The organism is Pedobacter punctiformis, assembly GCF_027213715.1.
Taxonomy (GTDB): domain Bacteria; phylum Bacteroidota; class Bacteroidia; order Sphingobacteriales; family Sphingobacteriaceae; genus Pedobacter; species Pedobacter punctiformis.
Map to the genome: position 1 here is coordinate 70,130 of NZ_JAPWGM010000003.1, position 19,022 is coordinate 89,151.

The following is a 19,022-nucleotide window of genomic DNA, read 5'->3' on the forward strand; positions in this document are numbered from 1 at the left end:
AAAAGCAAATTTCTTTTAATAGATATGAATTACGATGTTATTGTTTTAGGCAGCGGTCCCGGTGGATACGTAGCTGCAATCAGAGCTTCTCAACTGGGTTTAAAAACTGCAATTGTAGAGCGTGAATCTTTAGGCGGCATTTGTTTAAACTGGGGCTGTATTCCAACAAAAGCACTTTTAAAAAGTGCTCAGGTTTTCGAATATATTAACCACGCAGCAGATTATGGCATTACTACTGCCGAAGCAACCGCTAATTTTGCAGCTGTAGTAAAACGCAGTCGTGGTGTTGCTGATGGAATGAGTAAAGGCGTTCAGTTTTTGATGAAAAAAAATAAAATTGACGTAATCATGGGTACCGGAAAAGTTAAACCAGGCAACAAATTAGAAGTTAAAGGCGCAGATGGTTCTCAACAGGAATTAACGGCTAAAAATATTATTATTGCTACAGGTGCCCGATCCAGAGAGCTGCCTAATCTAAAACAAGATGGTAAAAAAATTATCGGATACCGCCAGGCAATGGTTTTACCAGAATTACCAAAAAGTATGGTTGTGGTAGGATCTGGCGCTATTGGTGTTGAATTTGCTTATTTCTATGCAACAATGGGAACCAAGGTTACCGTGGTTGAGTTTATGGAAAACGTAGTTCCGGTAGAAGACGAGGATGTTTCTAAACAATTATTACGCAGCCTTAAAAAAGTTGGCATTGATGTAATGACTTCGGCAAGTGTTGAATCTGTTGATACAAGTGGTCCTGGCTGCAAAGTTCAGGTTAAAACGGCTTCAGGGATGCAAACTATTGAAGCAGACATCGTTCTGTCTGCCGCCGGTATTGTTGCCAACATCGAAAACATTGGTTTAGAAGAAGTAGGTATTAAAACAGATAAAGGTAAAATCGTTACAGACGAATTCTACAATACTTCAGTTAAAGGTTATTATGCAATCGGTGATGTTGTAGGCGGACAAGCTTTAGCACACGTTGCTTCTGCAGAAGGTATTATTTGTGTAGAAAAAATCGCTGGTCAGCATGCTGAGCCTTTAGATTATAATAACATTCCGGGCTGTACCTATTGCACGCCAGAAATTGCATCAGTAGGTTATACAGAAAAAGCTGCCAAAGCCGCGGGTTACGAATTAAAAATTGGTAAATTTCCTTTCTCTGCCTCAGGTAAAGCTAGCGCTGCCGGTGCAAAAGACGGTTTCGTAAAATTAATTTTTGATGCTAAATACGGAGAATTATTAGGCGCACACATGATTGGCGCTAATGTAACCGAAATGATTGCTGAAATTGTAGTTGCCCGTAAACTGGAAACAACAGGCCATGAAATGATTAAAGCGGTACACCCACACCCAACCATGAGCGAAGCCATTATGGAAGCTGCAGCTGATGCTTACGGAGAAGTGATACATTTATAATACAAACGGTTAACCGTTTAATTTAAAATTGGTTAATTGTTTTAATAACAGTTAACCAATTTTTGTTTTACCCAATTATTAAAATCAGATATGAAATTACATACCATAAATACAGGCTTATTTAAGTTAGATGGCGGCGCTATGTTTGGCGTGGTACCCAAAGCCATCTGGCAAAAAACAAATCCTGCAGATGGCAATAACCTTTGCACCTGGGCTATGCGTTGTCTTTTAATAGAAGATGGAAATAAATTGATTTTAGTGGATACCGGTATTGGGGATAAACAAAATGAAAAATTTTTCAGCCATTATTATTTGCATGGTGATGATACCATGGAAAAATCACTGGCTGCGCTGGGATTTAACAGTGCAGATATTACGGATGTATTTTTAACGCATTTACATTTTGACCACGTTGGCGGCGCCATAAAACGTGAAGGAGAAAAACTGCTCCCTGCTTTTAAAAATGCCAGTTACTGGAGTAACGAAAAACACTGGCAATGGGCAGTAGAACCTAATGCCAGAGAAAAAGCTTCCTTTTTAAAAGATAATATTTTGCCCATTCAGGAAAGTGGTCAGCTTAAATTTGTTGAGGAAAAAGAAGACCTTGAATGGCAACCCAACATCAACATCAGCTTTGCCTATGGCCATACCGATGCAATGATGCTTCCAAAAATTAATTACAAAGGTAAAACCATCGTTTATATGGCCGATCTTTTACCATCCGTTGGGCATTTACCCCTGCCCTATGTAATGGCTTACGATATGTTTCCATTAAAAACGCTAACAGAAAAAAAATCTTTTTTAGAAGAGGCTGTTGTAAATGATTATATCCTGTATCTGGAGCACGACTCTGTAAATGAATGTTGTACTTTACAGCAAACAGAAAAAGGAATCCGGGTTGCTGAAACATTTAATCTGGCTGCGCTATCATGATCCGTAAGGCAAATCCTGATGACCGTAAGATTGTTGCTTTATTAATTGTGCAAGCTATGGGCGATTTAGCCTTTAAATTCGCCAATTCTAATAATATACATGATGCAATTGCTCTTTTCGAGTATTTTTTCAGTCAGCAGGGCAACCAATACAGCTATGAAAATACTTTAGTTTTTGAAAATGACGGACAGGTTGTTGGATCTATAAATGCATACGATGGTGCAAAACTTTTGGAACTCCGAGCGCCATTTCTTCAATACTTGATTAAAAACTGTGGTCTGAAAGATTTTAATCCCGAACCGGAAACAGAAGCAGGAGAATTTTACCTGGACACTATCAGCGTTTCTGAAAATATGCAGGGAAAAGGCATTGGTAAACTTTTAATTAAAGCTGGTATAGAATGGTCTGCCAAACTTGGTCACAAAAAAGCAGCATTATTAGTTGATAAAGGAAATGAAGGGGCTTTAAGGTTGTACTTAAAAATGGGTTTCGAAATAGAAAACGAAAGGCAATTTATTGGAGGTCAGTATTACCATATGATTTATAATAATCAAGAGCCCGTTTAAATAAATTTCACTTTTCGTTAAGATTATTTGTATTTAATCTAAATAATCACAACATTTGTACCCAATGGAAAGAGCCTGTATCAATATCAACGAGCTGATCAACGTTTTCTCGAACAACCAAGGTACTATTTATCAATCTGATAAGCTTAATTGTTTTTATATCGATTTTGGCGGCAAATTTGCCCGCTTCAATTGTTTGGCTCTGCAAAAACTTAAAAATGCCGTAGAAAGCATTGATATTGAAGCACTTCTTTTAAATACGCACAAGGCTGATTTCGAATTGGTTACTTTCAACGGTTGCGAACACATTTACCTTTTAAGTGCTTTAGAAATTATTGCTTTAAAAGATTTACTTCAAGGCACCTTTACCATGTTTAAGCTTAATCACATGATCAGTGATTGCCTTCATCGCCTGGTTTATTAATCCAAATTGCAGTAAATACCTAATACGTTGTTATTTAAAATGTAATGAGTATCAATTTTACAGCTTAATAAGCCTGCCCTCTACAATACGATAGCATTATACCACTTCCCAGCCTTATTTAAACTGATTACAAATACCTACATTCCAGCAATTTAGACTAATTTCATATAGCAAATAATTCACACAAAAACATAAAATACATGTTACATTTGTATGGTTATTAAAGCACGGAATTATGAAAGACTTAATGCGCATCAAATGTTTAATTTCTGAAGAAATTGAAACATTATTAAATCAGCAGATAAAAAAAGAAGCTCACTCTTCATCACTATATTTATCAATGTCATCCTGGTGTGACCAAAACGGATTTGACTTTTCAGCAGATTACTTTTTAAAGCAATCAGAAGAAGAAAGAATTCACCAGCTAAAATTATTCAAATATGTTTTAGATATGGGCGGAAATGCAATCTCTCCTGAAGTATCAAACATAAAAACTGATTTTGCCGGATTCAGAGAAGTATTTGAAGATGCTTTAGAAGCAGAAATTGCAATTACACAAAGCTTTAAAAACATTGCAGCAAAATGCCATAAAGAACAAGACTTCGTAACTATGGAATTCTTAAACTGGTTCTTAAAAGAGCAACGTGAAGAAGAATATAAAGCCCGCCGTGCGCTGGAATTATTTGATGTAATTGGTGAAGAAGGTACAGGCAGATGGGAAATTGACAAACACGTTAATAAAATCACTTACTCAGAACAATAACTAACAAAACATATTGCAAAAAAGCTTCCCTGGTTTCCAACGGAAGCTTTTTTTGTTTAAATCCCACAATTCTCTTAAAAATTAAAAGCCCCGATTTTGTCGGGGCTTTTTTTGGTTGGTTTGGTTTATGTTGATTATGAATAAGTCGTTTTCGATGTTTTTATAAAAAAAGCGCCGTTACCAGCGCTTTTTTTAAACCAAATATATAATAATAATTAACGAGCATCACAAAAATACAAATATTTATTAAAAAAGCAATTTTTTTTAGATAAAAATTTAAAATATTTCATAAAAAATCAATAAAACACAAAAATAAATCAAGTATTCAAACTAAAAAACTATATAAAAATAAATTTTAATTAAAAAAATATCAAAAATTAATTGATTTTTAACTTCAAAATCATATTTTAAACAAAAAATTAAACGAAATGATAGAATATTTTATAAAAAACTATTTGAATCATCCCAACACGTTTGATGAAATGTTTATTAATAAAAATAATTACCGCAATCATTAACAAAACTTCATTAACATTTTTTCAAAAGAGTCAGCAGTAGCAGCAGCAACAATAGTATCTGATTTTGATTATGGTAATCATAAATTATTCCGTTAATTTTACAGAAGCGCATGCGGGTTTAATCAGTACGTACTGATTAAACCCCTTTAGCCTTCACCATAAGATTTACATATGAATAAAAAACTATTTACCAGTCTGCCAGTCCTCCTGGCTATCGCTGTTTTATCTTCATGCCAACAAGAAAAAGCACAAGATAATCCTGAAGCCATTAGTTCAGCATCCATTAAAGCCCACATTGCAGTTTTAGCGAATGATAGTTTACAAGGCCGCCGCCCCTTTACGGAGGGCGAAACCAGAACAGTGAACTACCTGTCTGCTCAATTTAAAGAAATGGGTATGGCACCCGGCAATAATGGAAGTTACATCCAAAAAGTACCGATGGTTGAAATTACCTCTACCCCATCCGAAAACATGGAAATTACCGGAGGTAAAACGAACATCACTTTAAAAGCAACCAAAGATTTTGTTGCCTTTAGCAGAAGAGAGCAAGATAGTGTTCAGCTTAAAAATTCGCCATTGGTATTTGCAGGTTTTGGAATTGTAGCTCCTGAATATCAATGGAACGATTATAAAAACTTAGATGTTAAAGGTAAAACGGTTATTGTTCTGGTTAGTGATCCGGGGTTTAAATCAGATGATAAAACCGTTTTCAGAGGCGACACCATGACCTATTATGGACGCTGGACTTATAAATTTGAAGAGGCAGCCAGACAAGGTGCTGCTGGCGTAATCATTGTACATCAAACAGATGCGGCAAGTTATGGCTGGTCGGTTATTACCAATAGCAATACGGGTGCAAGGTTATATTTACAGCAAAAAGATAAACACGCCTCAAGGTGTAAACTGGAAGGCTGGATGACTGAAGAGGCAGCAACCAAATTATTGGCCAGTGCCGGAATTACCGGAGACATCCGTGCTTATGCCCGCAAAAAGGAGTTCAAGGCTGTTTCTTTAAACGCGAATGTAACCGTAGGTTTAAAGAATAAATTGAAATACAATACTTCGCAAAATGTTATTGCAACTATAAAAGGCACCAAAAGACCTGATGAATATATTATTTATACTGCGCACTGGGATCATTTTGGCATTGGCCCTAAAATTAACGGCGATTCTATTTACAATGGCGCTGTAGATAATGCAAGCGGTGTAGCAACCATGTTAAGCATTGCCAAAGCATTTCAAAACGCTAAAGAAAAACCTGAAAGATCCGTTATATTTCTAGCGGTAACTGGCGAAGAACAAGGTTTACTGGGCTCAGAGTATTACGCTTCCAATCCGGTTTACCCGCTAAATAAAACCGTTGCCAATTTAAATATGGATGCTTTGGGCGATTATGGAAAAACAAAGGACATTTCGATAAAAGGCAAAGGACAAAATGAAGTGGAAGATTATATTGTTGCCGAAATAGAAAAAGATAAATTATATGCCGTTGGCGATCAAAGACCGAGTGCAGGAAGTTATTACAGGTCTGACCATTTTAATTTTGCTAAAGTTGGCGTTCCGGCTGTAGATATAGGCAACGGAATTGACAGCTACGAAAATGGAAAAGAATGGGGCGCTGCTCAAAAGAAAATATATAACGACAAAAATTATCATCAGCCTTCTGATAGTTATACCGATGCCTTTAATGCAGATGGGATTGCTCAGGTTGCCAACATCTTATTTAACGTTGGGTATAAACTGAGTAATGAAACAACTTTCCCGGCATGGAAAAAAGGTTCGGAGTTTAAGGCTGTCAGGGATAAATCTTTATCAAAATAGGCGGTCAATTCTGAATTTTCAGTTGGCAATTTTCATTTTGCAGTATGAATTGAAAATTGCCAACTGAAAACTATTTATTTTTTCTAAATTTGGGCCTTTTACAATTAAAATTATGATTAAGAGACAGCAAATTAAAGATTTATTAAAATCGACAGCATTCAACACAGAAGTAACGGTTATGGGATGGGTTAGAACCTTCCGTAATAATCAGTTTATCGCTTTAAATGATGGTTCTTGCATGGGCAATATCCAGGTTGTAGTTGATTTTAATAATTTACCTGAAGAGCTGTTGAAAAGAATAACAACCGGAGCCGCAATTTCTGCAACCGGAAAACTGATCGAATCTTTAGGAAAAGGTCAAACAGTAGAAATTAAAGCCACCAGCATTGAAATTTTAGGCGATAGTGATCCGGAGAAATTCCCCTTACAACCTAAAAAACACAGCTTAGAGTTTTTACGTGAAATTGCACACCTGCGTTTCCGCACCAATACTTTTAACGCTGTTTTTAAGGTAAGGCATGCCCTGGCTTTCGCCATCCACCAGTTTTACAACGAACGTGGCTTTGTATATATGCACACCCCTGTAATTACCGCAAGTGATGCTGAAGGTGCAGGTGAAATGTTTAAAGTAACCACTTTAGATTTTGACAATACGCCACGTACTGCTGATGGTAAAGTAGATTTCTCAGAAGATTTCTTCGCCCGTGCAACAAACTTAACCGTTTCAGGTCAGTTGGAAGGTGAATTAGCGGCAATGGCTTTCGGGCAGATTTATACTTTTGGCCCTACTTTCAGAGCTGAAAACTCGAACACCACCCGCCATTTGGCTGAGTTTTGGATGATTGAGCCTGAGGTTGCCTTTGCTGATTTAGAAGACAACATGCAGCTTGCAGAAGATATGATGAAGTATGTAATTAAATATGCTTTAGACCACTGCAAAGATGAACTGGAATTTTTAAATACACGTTTAGCAGAAGAGGACAAACAGAAACCTCAAAACGAGCGCAGCGAATTTACTTTGTTAGAGAAGTTAGACTTTTGCCTGGCCAACGATTTTGAGCGTTTAACTTATACAGAAGCAATTAAAATTTTAAAATCTTCTAAACCTAACCAGAAGAAACAGTTTAAATATTTAATTGATGAGTGGGGTGCCGATTTACAGAGTGAGCACGAGCGTTATTTAGTTGAAAAACACTTTAAAAAACCGGTAATCTTAACGGATTATCCTGCTGATATTAAATCTTTTTACATGCGCCAAAATGAACCGGATGCAGAAGGAAGACAAACCGTTGCTGCGATGGATATTTTATTCCCGGGTATTGGCGAAATGATTGGCGGTTCTCAGCGTGAGGAACGTTTAGATCGTTTAACCAAGCGCATGGAAGATATGAATATTCCACAAGACGAATTATGGTGGTATTTAGATACCCGCAGATTTGGTTCTGCACCACACGCAGGTTTTGGTTTAGGTTTCGAACGTTTAGTATTGTTTGTAACCGGAATGACCAACATTCGTGATGTAATTGCATTCCCACGTTTTCCTAAAAACGCAGAGTTTTAGAAAATATAAGCTTACAAAAAAGGGTCGGTTGGTATTTCCAGCCGACCCTCTTTATTTTATAACAATCGTTCTAATTCTCCGTACTGCAGAGAAATCTATTTCCTTTTTCTTGGAAACGAATGTCAGTAGCTTTTGGCTGATGCAGGCCTGCCCTTGGCTAAATCCTGATAGAAAAAATCAGGATACCGCTGCCGGTCAGGTTTATTTAACTAAAGCTTGTATTTTATATGCAGAAACTTTGTATTTAAACCCGATTGAAATGGCATCCCGATTTCTTCCATCGGGATACAGTGTAAAGCGGAACTACAGCTGCCATTAACACTGAACTGTACATTTCCAAATCACCTTTAAAGCTCTTTACTACTTATTATACTGTTATTGGAAACGAACGGAAGCAGCCCTTTTCTCAACCGTTTTATATAATGGTTTTATTAGTTATTTTTAGGCAGAACTATCTAAGATAGATTAAGCTTATAAAGTAGTTATTTATGAAAATTTATCGCTTCCGTTTTAATAACAGCAAAAAAACCTTACCTATTCTATTTTGGTTTTTCGCCACGCTAATAACTATTTCATTAACCATTATTTTATTTACCGTTTCAGACCCGCTTTTCCCCTCCTGGCTATTGCTGATCTCCATACCATTAATGTTTATTGCCATTTACAAGCTGTTTAAAACAACATCAGCGAGGAAGTCGACAGAAGTTATTTCACTGAACGAAGAAGGCTTTAAAAGTTCCTGTTTCGGCTCCATTCTGTTTTATGAAATACACAATATTCGGGTCCCGATAATGGAAATAGGTTTATTGGGTGGGGCGCAGCTCGACTATTACAAAAAAACAGATGTTGATTTTCCTTACCTGGAATTTTCGATTACTACAAAGGATGGAAGAATATTAAAGTGGATACTAAATGAGTGGGGCGGGCTTTACAATTCAAAAGAAGAGTTTTCTATTTTCTATAGCTTTTTAGAAGCCCTAACCGATCAGCTGCATCAACGTTATCATGCTGACGAACCATATAAAAGCTATTTAAAAATTCTTGACGAAAAAGGCTTCTGGGAAAAGCAGCATTAATTGAGCCTTAGCTAAAACCCGATTAAAAATCAGAAGTGTTGTTGCTTGCAATGTTTATATAACAACAGTTAAGAAGCCACGCATTTCTACAAACCATTCTACTTAAACCCGATTGCAGCGAACACGGAGTGAAACGAAGTAAAGCGCAAAGCGAGGCAACAATTGCCACAAAACGCAGAACCGTTCATTTCCTAATCATCGTAAAGCTATTTACTTACTATACAGTTAGAAACGAAAGGCAGAAGTTATTGGCTTATGCAGTCCTGCCCTTGGCTAAATCCCGATAGAAAAATCAGGATACCGCTTCCGGTCAGGTTTATTGAACTACAGTTAAGAAGCCATGCATTTCTACAAACCATTCTACCTAAACCCGATTGCAGCGAACACGGAGTGAAACGAAGTAAAGCGCAAAGCGGGGCAACAATTGCCACAAAACGCAGAACCGTTCATTTCCTAATCATCGTAAAGCTATTTACTTACTATACAGTTAGAAACGAAAGGCAGAAGTTATTGGCTTATGCAGTCCTGCCCTTGGCTAAATCCCGATAGAAAAATCAGGATACCGCTTCCGGTCAGGTTTATTGAACTACAGTTAAGAAGCCATGCATTTCTACAAACCATTCTACCTAAACCCGATTGCAGCGAACACGGAGTGAAACGAAGTAAAGCGCAAAGCGGGGCAACAATTGCCACAAAACGCAGAACCGTTCATTTCCTAATCATCGTAAAGCTATTTACTTACTATACAGTTAGAAACGAAAGGCAGAAGTTATTGGCTTATGCAGGCCTGACCTTGGCTAAATCCTGATAGAAAAAATCGGGGATAACGCTTCCGGTCAGGTTTATTTAACCAAGCTTGTACTTTATATGCAGAAACTTTGTATTTAAACCAGATTGAAACGGCATCCCGATTTCTTCTATCGGGATACAGTATAAAGCGGGACTACCGGTGCCATTAACACTAAACTGTACATTTCCAAATCATCCTTACTGTCGATTTATAAAGTATTAATAAGACACCTTTCTCTCTTAACAATTCGAAGCCTATTGTTCAAATAAAAAAGGTCAGCCGAAATAAACGACTGACCCTTGTGTGATATAAAGCAAAGAAAAATTAATTTCCCGGCTCTGCCATTGTATCATTATATGGATTGGCGTGAGAATAATCTACTGCTGAAACTTTATAATCTGTTGGTGCAAAAGTTTTCGAGCTGCTTAAAGCCATACCCAATTCAAAACGGGATGGATAAGGTGTTTGCAATAAACTACCCGCCGGAATGTAAGGATAACTTTCCAGGTATGATTGCATTACATTCGGACTAACCCTTCTGTTAATATAAGCACGACTTAATTGCTGAGGCTCTTTTAAACCCGCAGCGCCCAAAAGTTCTACGGCACTGGCTACTGTTAAATTATGGAAGTTTTTAACACGAACCGTTTTATCTTCAACCACTAAACCTTTCATTAAACTCTGATCCTGAGTAGCTACACCCGTAGGACAGGTATTGCTGTTACATTCTAAGGCCTGAATACAACCTAAGGCAAACATCATTCCGCGGGCAGCATTACACATATCTGCACCTAAAGCAATATTTTTAACTATATCAAAGCCTGTTGCCACTTTACCCGAAGCAATAATTTTAATGTGTTGTTTAAGGTTAAATCCATTTAAAACATCATATACAAAGGCAACGGCTTCACGCAATGGCATACCCACTGAATTTGAAAACTCCTGTGGTGCAGCACCCGTACCACCTTCGCCCCCATCTACGGTAATAAAATCCGGATAAATACCCGTTTCAATCATAGCCTTACAAATGGCATAAAACTCACTGCGGCGACCGATACACAGTTTAAAACCAACAGGTTTTCCATCTGATAAATCCCTGAGTTTTTTAACAAATTCTAAAAGACCAATTGGTGTAGAAAATGCAGAGTGCGCAGGAGGTGATAAAACATCTTTACCTTCAGGAACCAAACGAATACGGGCAACCTCAGCCGTTACTTTTTTAGCAGGCAACATACCTCCATGACCAGGCTTTGCACCCTGAGAAAGTTTAATTTCAATCATTTTTACCTGATCGGTTTTTGCCCTTTCGGCATAAGCATCATAATTAAAAGTTCCGTCGTTATTACGGCAGCCAAAATATCCGGTACCAATTTGCCAGATTAAATCTCCGCCCGGCTGACGGTGGTAATCACTAATCCCTCCTTCTCCGGTATTGTGTGCAAAATTACCCATTTTAGCTCCTCCGTTCAGGGATAAAATTGCGTTTTGACTGAGTGAACCAAAACTCATCGCCGAAATGTTATAAATACTGGCTGAGTAGGGCTTTTTACATTCCGGGCCACCAACTAAAACACGTGGATCAAGGTTTAATTCGTGGTGACTAATTGCGGCAATACTGTGGCTTAACCACTCGTAGCCGTTATCGTATACATTTAATTGCGTACCAAATGGAATGGTATCGTTGTCTTTTTTGGCTCTTTGATAAATTAAAGAACGGTTTAACCTGCTGTATGGCGTTCCATTGGTGTCACTTTCTACAAAGTACTGATATACCTTAGGGCGTAAATCTTCCATAAAATAACGTAAACGCCCCACAACCGGGTAGTTTCGAACAATACTGTGTTTAGGCTGTATCAAATCGTAAATACCAAGGATTACAATCGGGCCTGTAAAAATAGAAATCCACCAAAGTGGCGGGTAGGTTAAACCTAACATAACCGTAATGGCTACTAAAAATGCGGCAATGGCGATGAATGCTTTTCTCATAAAATTAGATTAGCGAATATGTTTTGTGATACAAAGATTAGGATTATTAAACAACTGACATCATAATTTTGTTATTTTTACATATGCTGATTAAGATTTATCCTGAAAACCCGAACGAAAAAGCCATAGAACAGGTTGTTGAAATATTAAAAAAAGGTGGAATTATCATCTATCCTACTGATACTGTGTATGGTTTGGGCTGCGACATTACAAACCCAAAGGCTATTGAGAAAATTTGCCGCATTAGAGGAATAAAACCGGAGAAGGCTAACTTTTCTTTTATCTGCCATGATTTAAGCCATATTGCCGATTATATAAAACCGATAGACAATACAACTTTCAGGGTTTTGAAAAAGGCTTTACCTGGCCCTTTTACTTTTATTTTTAATGCCAATAATAACGTTCCTAAATTATTAAGTTCGAATAAAAAAACGGTTGGTATTCGTGTGCCCGACAACAATATTGCCCGCTGCATTGTAAAAGAACTGGGAAACCCCATTCTTTCCACTTCCATAAAGGATGATGACGAATTGATTGAATATTCAACCGATCCGGAATTAATTCACGAAAAGTATGAAAACCTGGTTGATTTGGTTATCGATGGCGGTTATGGCGATAACGAAGCTTCAACGGTTATCGATTGTACTACAGGAGAATTTGAAATTATCCGTGAAGGAAAAGGGGATATTGAAGAATACCTGTAATTAAAAAAGTATGCGTAACGGCATAAAAGTCAAAATCTTATTTAAGATTAACGTTATTTTTCCACATTCGTAATAATTAACAACAACTTAATATTGAAAGAGGATTTTTGCATATACATTTGTTTTAAACTAACAACGTTATATGAAAAAAACCTTACTATTAATTCTATCCCTTTTTTTCATTTCTAAATTTTCGCAGGCACAGGTAACGCTCACCACATCACCCTATGTGGAAAATTTTGATGGAATCGGATCATCACTTCCAAATGGATTTGGGGTATATACCTCTGCTACAGGTACTGCATTAGGTACAAGCACCACATACACAAACGTAGCAGCCGCCGGAACCGCGTGGAATAATACTTCCGGTACATTTAAAAACTTTGCTTCCGGTTCCATCGGGCTAAGTTCAGTTGTTGCAGCACAAACAGCAGCCAGCAACAGAGCATTGGGAATAAGACAGGTTACAGCTTCTGATGCCGGCGTTGGGTTTGCATTCCAAATGGCGAATACAACCGGAAAAACTGGGCTTAAATTAAGTTTTGATTTACAGTCTTTAGATGCAAGTTCGCCCAGAGTAACTACATGGAGAGTTGATTATGGTTTTGGCGCTTCTCCTACAACTTTCACTGTTGCAAGTACAACAGGAACGCTAACTACCGGCGGATCATCTGCAGTAATTAATACAATAGCTGCCGATTTTGGTACTTCATTAGATAATATTTCAGGGCCAATATGGATTCGTATCGTCGCGATAAACCCAACCACGGGTTCAGGCAACAGACCTTCCAGTGCAATAGATAACTTTAATTTATCCTTTACTTCAGGTGCAGCGGTTGTACCTTCCTTATCGGTTACCCCATCTAGCCTGGATTTTGGAACACAATTAACCAATACAACTTCTGCAGAGCAAACATATACTTTAAATTCTGCCAACCTTAATGGAACCAATGTTATTTTAACAACCACTGCACCTTATGCAATCTCCAAAACATCAGGAACAGGATTTGGCACTTCATTAACTTACACCAATGCAGAGCTTTCCTCAGGAAGCAATACAATTTATACCAATTTTACGCCAACAACTGCGGGTACAATTAATGGAAGCATTACTACAGCTGGTGGCGGTGTTGCCGCACCTCCCACTGTTTCATTAACCGGCGTTGGTCAATCGGCAGTTTTAACGGCAGATCAAACCGCTTTAGATTTTGGAACACAGAATACAGGAACCAATTCTACCTCAAAAAGTTATACGCTTAGTGCCAGTGGCTTAACAAAAAATGTTACAGTAAGCACCAATGCACCTTTTTCAGTTTCAAAAGATAACACCACATTCAGCACTTCAATCACTTATACCCCGGCCGAACTGGCTTCAGCCAAAACAGTGAGTGTTCGTTTTAGCCCAACTGCTGCAGTAGCCTCTACAGATAACGTTTTAAATGCCAGTGCAGGTGCAACCACTGTAAATGTAGCTTTAAGCGGTACCGGAACAACACCTGCTGCCCCTCCGGCACATGTGGTTATTTCTGAAGTTTATGGTGGCGGCGGAAATAGCGGTGCCACGTATAAAAATGATTTTATTGAATTATATAACCCATCAAACGTTGCGGTTGATTTAACCGGATGGTCGGTACAATATGCAGCCGCAACCGGAACAACAACCTGGGCAGGTACAAATTTAACAGGAAGTATCCCTGCAAGAGGTTTTTACCTTATTCAGGCGGCTGTTGGGGCTGGCGGAACCGTTAATTTACCTACACCTGATGCTGTCGGAACTTTAGCCCTTTCTGGTACTGCCGGTAAAGTTTTACTGGCCAGCACAACCACTTTACAAAGTGGTGCAAAACCAACAGGCGCTAATATTATAGATTTAGTGGGTTTTGGTACAACAGCCAATGCTTACGAAGGAACAGCTGCAACGCCTGCCCCTTCCAATACCTTATCAATCGAAAGAAAAGCATCTGCAAGTTCAACCACGGCAACATTGGCTTTGGGCGGAACAGAAGAATTTGCCGGAAACGGATACGACAGCGACAACAACAACACCGATTTTGTAACGCAGGCACCAAATCCACAAAATTCTACAGTTATTGAACCTACAGGTGCAACTCACATCGTAATTGCTGAAGTGTATGGTGGTGGTGGCAATAGTGGTGCTACTTATAAAAATGACTTCATTGAGTTATACAACCCAACTGCTGCTGCTGTAGATTTAACCGGATGGTCTGTACAATACGCCAGTGCTACCGGTACGGGTGCATGGAGTACCACCGTATTATCTGGAAGCATTGCAGCTAAAAGTTTCTATCTGATACAAGAAGCCGCTGGTGCAGCAGGTACATTAGATTTACCAACACCAGATAAAATTGGCACCCTGAATTTATCAGGCACAGCCGGAAAAGTACTTTTAAGTAACACCAGTACTGCACAAACCGGAATAAAACCAACAGGCACAAATATTATTGATTTAGTTGGTTTTGGTACGGCAAACGGTTATGAAGGATCAGCACCTGCAGTTGCGGCAACCAATACCACTTCGGTTGAGCGTAAAGCCAGCGCCTCTTCAACAGCCACTACTTTAGGCGTTGGTGGTACAGAAGAATTTGCCGGAAACGGTTACGACAGTGATGATAACGCTGCTGATTTTGTTGCAAAAACACCAAATCCCCAAAATTCAACGGTTACTGAGCCTGCTTCTACCTCAGGGCCTAATTTAAAAGTTACGCCAACTACTTTAGCTTTCAGTAATCAGGCGGTTAATACCACTTCTGCATCAAAAACTTATGTGCTTTCAGGTGGTAATTTAACCAATCCGGTTACGGTAACAACCAGTGCCCCATTTACAATTTCAAAAGATGACGTTACTTTCTCTACCTCTTTAAACTATACTGCTGCTGATTTAGCGAGCAACCAAACCATATTTGTTCGCTTTAAACCTACCGCAACCGGAAATTCAACAGGTGCTGTGATGCACTCAAGTGCTGGCGCAACAGCGGTTAGTCTTGCTTTAACAGGTCCGGGTGTAGATCCAAATCAAACCGCTTTCAATTTTGAAAACTGTACCACTGTTGGAAGTGCTGCTTTATCTGATGGTTTTTATCAGTACAGCGTAACAGGTCCTCAAACCTGGGGATGTACCACTACATTTGGTCACGATGCTGCTGACGCAACCGGAAAAGGAAGTTTAGGAAATGCACTTCAGATTAATGGTTATTCAGGCGGTAATATTTTAAACGAAGACTGGTTAATTTCTCCTGCGTTAAACCTGTCTGCTTTTAATTATGCTATTCTTTCCTTCTGGACAAGATCAGCTTTTGCAGGAGATAAGCTTCAATTAAAAATTTCAACAAATTATACCGGATCAGGTAATCCTGCTTTAGCTACCTGGACCAGTTTGGATGGTAAATTTCCTGAAACAGGTACGGATGTATGGACAAAATCGGATAATATTGATTTAACATCTTATAAAGCAACACCGGTTTATGTGGCCATTATTTACAATTCCACTACTTCGTCAGCAAGCCGCTGGACAGTTGACGATTTCCAGGTATTAAATTCAACCACCCCACCTGCTGTTGACATTAGCACTTCGCCTTCAAGTTTAAACTTCGGTTTCCAGGCCAGCGGAACAACATCTGCAGAGAAAACCTTTGGATTTTCTGCCGGAAACTTAACAGGTGATGTAACGTTAACAGCCCCTGCCAACTTTACCATTGCTAAAACAAGTGGTGGTACTTTTGCAAACACGATTTCTTATCTTAAAACCGATATTAACAATACTGCTCAAACGGTTTATGCTAAATTTTCGCCAACAACCGTTAATACCAATTACTCAGCCAATGTAAACATCGCTACATCAGGCTCAGTAAACAAAACAGTTAATTTATCGGGTAATACATTTGATATTGCAAACAGCCTTGAAGTGGTCAACTGGAATATCGAGTGGTTTGGCAGCCCTGCACAAGATCCTAAGGATGATACACAACAGGCTGCAAATGTAAAAACAGTTGTCAATAACCTTAATGCAGACATTTATGGTTTTGCAGAGGTTGTGGATACTACTTTGTTCAGAAACACGATTTTACCAGCAGGTTACAATGTAATTTTCAGTGATTTTGGTTCTTATGCCGATAACAAAGCGGATGCAGATTATCCTTTAGCACAGAAACTGGCTTTCATGTATCGCACCGATATTATTCATCCAATAAATTCTTTTGGTGTATTAAGAGATACCTATAATCCGGCTATCCCTTCTACCAGCGTTGATGGCACACCATTTAAAAACTGGTCATCAGGTCGTTTCCCTTATTTAATGGAGGCGCAGGTTAAAATTAACAACAAACTGGATACCGTATATTTTATAGAAATACACGCAAAGGCCAATACAGGCACCACAGCTGATCAAATTGATGCGTATAACCGTCGAAAAGATGGTAATGCTCAATTTAAAACCTGGCTTGATGCAAATCTTAAAAATAAAAAAGTAATTATTCTGGGCGATTTTAATGATGTATTAGATCCCGATAAAACCATTGCACCAATGCCAGCCGGAACAGGTACTTCTTATTCCGATTTCACCAATGATGCAGCCAGTTATTTCCCCCTTACCTTACCATTAAGTTTGGCAGGTAAACAATCTACTGCAGGATTTGCAACCGTGATTGATAATGTGATTGTAACCAAAAATTTAAATACCAATTACATTCCGGCATCAGCCGAAGTACTGGATGCCGTAAAAAACCTGGTTACAAATTACAGCACCACCACAACAGATCACTACCCTATTAAAACCCGTTACTTATTTGGAAACGGTGTACCAACTTTAGATCTTGTGGCCGATCAGAAAGTATGTTACAATACCACAAACTTAACAATTCCACTAACTGGAATTTCTGCCGGTCCTGAAACCAGCCAAACTACTACCCTTTCAGTTACCTCAGATAATCCAAATTTATTTGATGTATTAACCGTAGCCGCAAACGGAAGTGATAAAGGCACCATTACCTATCACTTAAAAAATAATGTAAGTGGTGTAGCCAATATTTCGGTTACGGTAATGGATAATGGCGGAACAGATTTTGGAGGCATAGATCAAATTAAAAGAACCTTTAAACTTACGGTTACTGCTGCTGCTACGGCTACCCTAACCGGTACTACAGCAGTTTGTTTAAATGGAACCGCTCCGGTAATTACTTTTACAGGCGCTAACGGAACCGCTCCTTATACCTTTACTTATAATATTAATGGCGGCACTAACCAAACCATTACTACAGCCGCAGCAAGCAATGTAGCAACGGTTACCGCTCCGGCAAATGTAGCCGGCAACTTTGCCTATAACCTGGTAAGTGTAAGCGATGGCAATTGCGCATTGCCACAAACCGCAACAGCTACAGTTACCATTCGCACCTTAGCAACGGCAACTATAAGTGGTACAACAGCAGCCGTAATTAATACCACTGCACCAAATATTACTTTTACGGGTGCAAACGGAACTGCACCCTATACTTTTAGCTATAACATTAATGGTGGCGCAACCAAAACGGTAACCTCTGTTGGCAATACGGCAACAGTTGCTGTACCAACCAATGCTGCAGGTACTTTTACCTATAATTTGCTAAATGTTACCGATGTTAACTGCGGTCAGGCACAAAGCGGGTCTGCAACCGTAATTATCCGTCCTTTACCAGTTGCGGCCATTACAGGTACCTCATCGGTTTGTATTAATGGTACTGCTCCGGTAATAACCTTTACCGGTTCGGTAGGTACTGCCCCATATACCTTTACCTATAACATTAATGGTGGCAGCAATCGTACAGTTACCTCAAGCACCAGCACCACCACTATAAATGCCCCTTCAAATACAGCAGGTACATTTGTTTATAATTTGGTTAGCGTAGCCGATGCTTACACCAGTCAGTTACAAACCGGTAATGCTACCGTGATCATAAATCCACTGCCAGTAATTTCAATCAGCAGCAATAAAGGTTTATCGATTTCTAAAGGTGATGCCATTATTTTAACCGCAACCGGTGGTGTTCAATACACATGGACAGGGGCTGAAATTTTAAGCGGACAAAATTCAGCCGCGGTAACCATCAGACCAAAACAAAGCGGTAATTATCGTGTAGTGGTTACCAATGCAAATGGTTGTACCAGCGATCAAACCATTAACATTCAAATTGTGGATGATTATAAATTGGAAGCCGGAACAGTTATTACGCCAAACGGAGATGGCATTAACGACAAATTCGTGGTTAAAAACATTGATTACTACCCCAACAATACTTTAAAAATCTTTGATAAGGCAGGTCGTATTTTATACACCAAACAAGCTTATAACAATGATTGGGATGGTACCGTAAATGGCAATCCACTTGCTGAAGGAACTTATTATTATATTTTGGATATGGGCCCCGGCCTTGGAAATTTCAAAGGATTTATCAACATTATAAGAGACTAATTACAGA

General features: G+C 38.7%; 11 protein-coding genes. 10 read left to right on the forward strand and 1 reads right to left on the reverse strand.

What is annotated here, in order from left to right; genetic code table 11:
• Positions 1-24: 24 nt before the first annotated feature.
• The 8 genes from lpdA to O0955_RS09355 all read left to right on the forward strand — a co-directional run bounded on the left by lpdA (position 25) and on the right by O0955_RS09355 (position 9,075).
• Positions 25-1,413, forward strand: a complete 1,389-nt coding sequence (lpdA, locus tag O0955_RS09320) for a dihydrolipoyl dehydrogenase (RefSeq protein ID WP_269427280.1) — start codon at positions 25-27, stop codon at positions 1,411-1,413.
• A gap of 90 nt (positions 1,414-1,503) precedes the next feature.
• Positions 1,504-2,346: an MBL fold metallo-hydrolase gene (locus O0955_RS09325; protein WP_269427281.1), complete on the forward strand. Its 843-nt coding sequence runs from the start codon at positions 1,504-1,506 to the stop codon at positions 2,344-2,346.
• Positions 2,343-2,912 (forward strand): GNAT family N-acetyltransferase, encoded by a 570-nt coding sequence (locus O0955_RS09330; protein WP_269427282.1) that lies wholly within the window; start codon positions 2,343-2,345, stop codon positions 2,910-2,912. The genes O0955_RS09325 and O0955_RS09330 overlap by 4 nt, the downstream gene beginning before the upstream one ends.
• Before the next feature lie 64 nt (positions 2,913-2,976).
• Positions 2,977-3,336 (forward strand): hypothetical protein, encoded by a 360-nt coding sequence (locus O0955_RS09335; RefSeq protein WP_269427283.1) that lies wholly within the window; start codon positions 2,977-2,979, stop codon positions 3,334-3,336.
• Positions 3,337-3,571: 235 nt separating this feature from the next.
• Positions 3,572-4,099, forward strand: coding sequence for a ferritin (locus tag O0955_RS09340; protein WP_269427284.1), 528 nt, complete (start codon positions 3,572-3,574; stop codon positions 4,097-4,099).
• Positions 4,100-4,788: 689 nt separating this feature from the next.
• Positions 4,789-6,438: a M28 family metallopeptidase gene (locus tag O0955_RS09345; protein WP_269427285.1), complete on the forward strand. Its 1,650-nt coding sequence runs from the start codon at positions 4,789-4,791 to the stop codon at positions 6,436-6,438.
• Positions 6,439-6,550: 112 nt separating this feature from the next.
• A complete protein-coding gene (gene asnS / locus O0955_RS09350; RefSeq protein ID WP_269427286.1) occupies positions 6,551-7,999 on the forward strand; it encodes an asparagine--tRNA ligase in 1,449 nt (482 codons plus the stop codon).
• Positions 8,000-8,487: 488 nt separating this feature from the next.
• A complete protein-coding gene (locus O0955_RS09355) occupies positions 8,488-9,075 on the forward strand; it encodes a hypothetical protein (RefSeq protein WP_269427287.1) in 588 nt (195 codons plus the stop codon).
• A 1,114-nt stretch (positions 9,076-10,189) separates the two neighbouring features.
• Here the strand turns inward: O0955_RS09355 and O0955_RS09360 are convergent.
• The gene (locus O0955_RS09360; RefSeq protein WP_269427288.1) at positions 10,190-11,851 is read right to left on the reverse strand and encodes an FMN-binding glutamate synthase family protein; all 1,662 of its coding nucleotides are present in this window, start codon (positions 11,849-11,851) and stop codon (positions 10,190-10,192) included.
• A gap of 83 nt (positions 11,852-11,934) precedes the next feature.
• On the opposite strand from O0955_RS09360, the gene O0955_RS09365 reads away from it, so the two are divergent.
• Together O0955_RS09365 and O0955_RS09370 are read left to right on the forward strand one after the other, a co-directional pair.
• A complete protein-coding gene (locus tag O0955_RS09365; protein ID WP_269427289.1) occupies positions 11,935-12,555 on the forward strand; it encodes an L-threonylcarbamoyladenylate synthase in 621 nt (206 codons plus the stop codon).
• Positions 12,556-12,697: 142 nt separating this feature from the next.
• The gene (locus tag O0955_RS09370; protein ID WP_269427290.1) at positions 12,698-19,015 is read left to right on the forward strand and encodes a lamin tail domain-containing protein; all 6,318 of its coding nucleotides are present in this window, start codon (positions 12,698-12,700) and stop codon (positions 19,013-19,015) included.
• Positions 19,016-19,022: the final 7 nt, after the last annotated feature.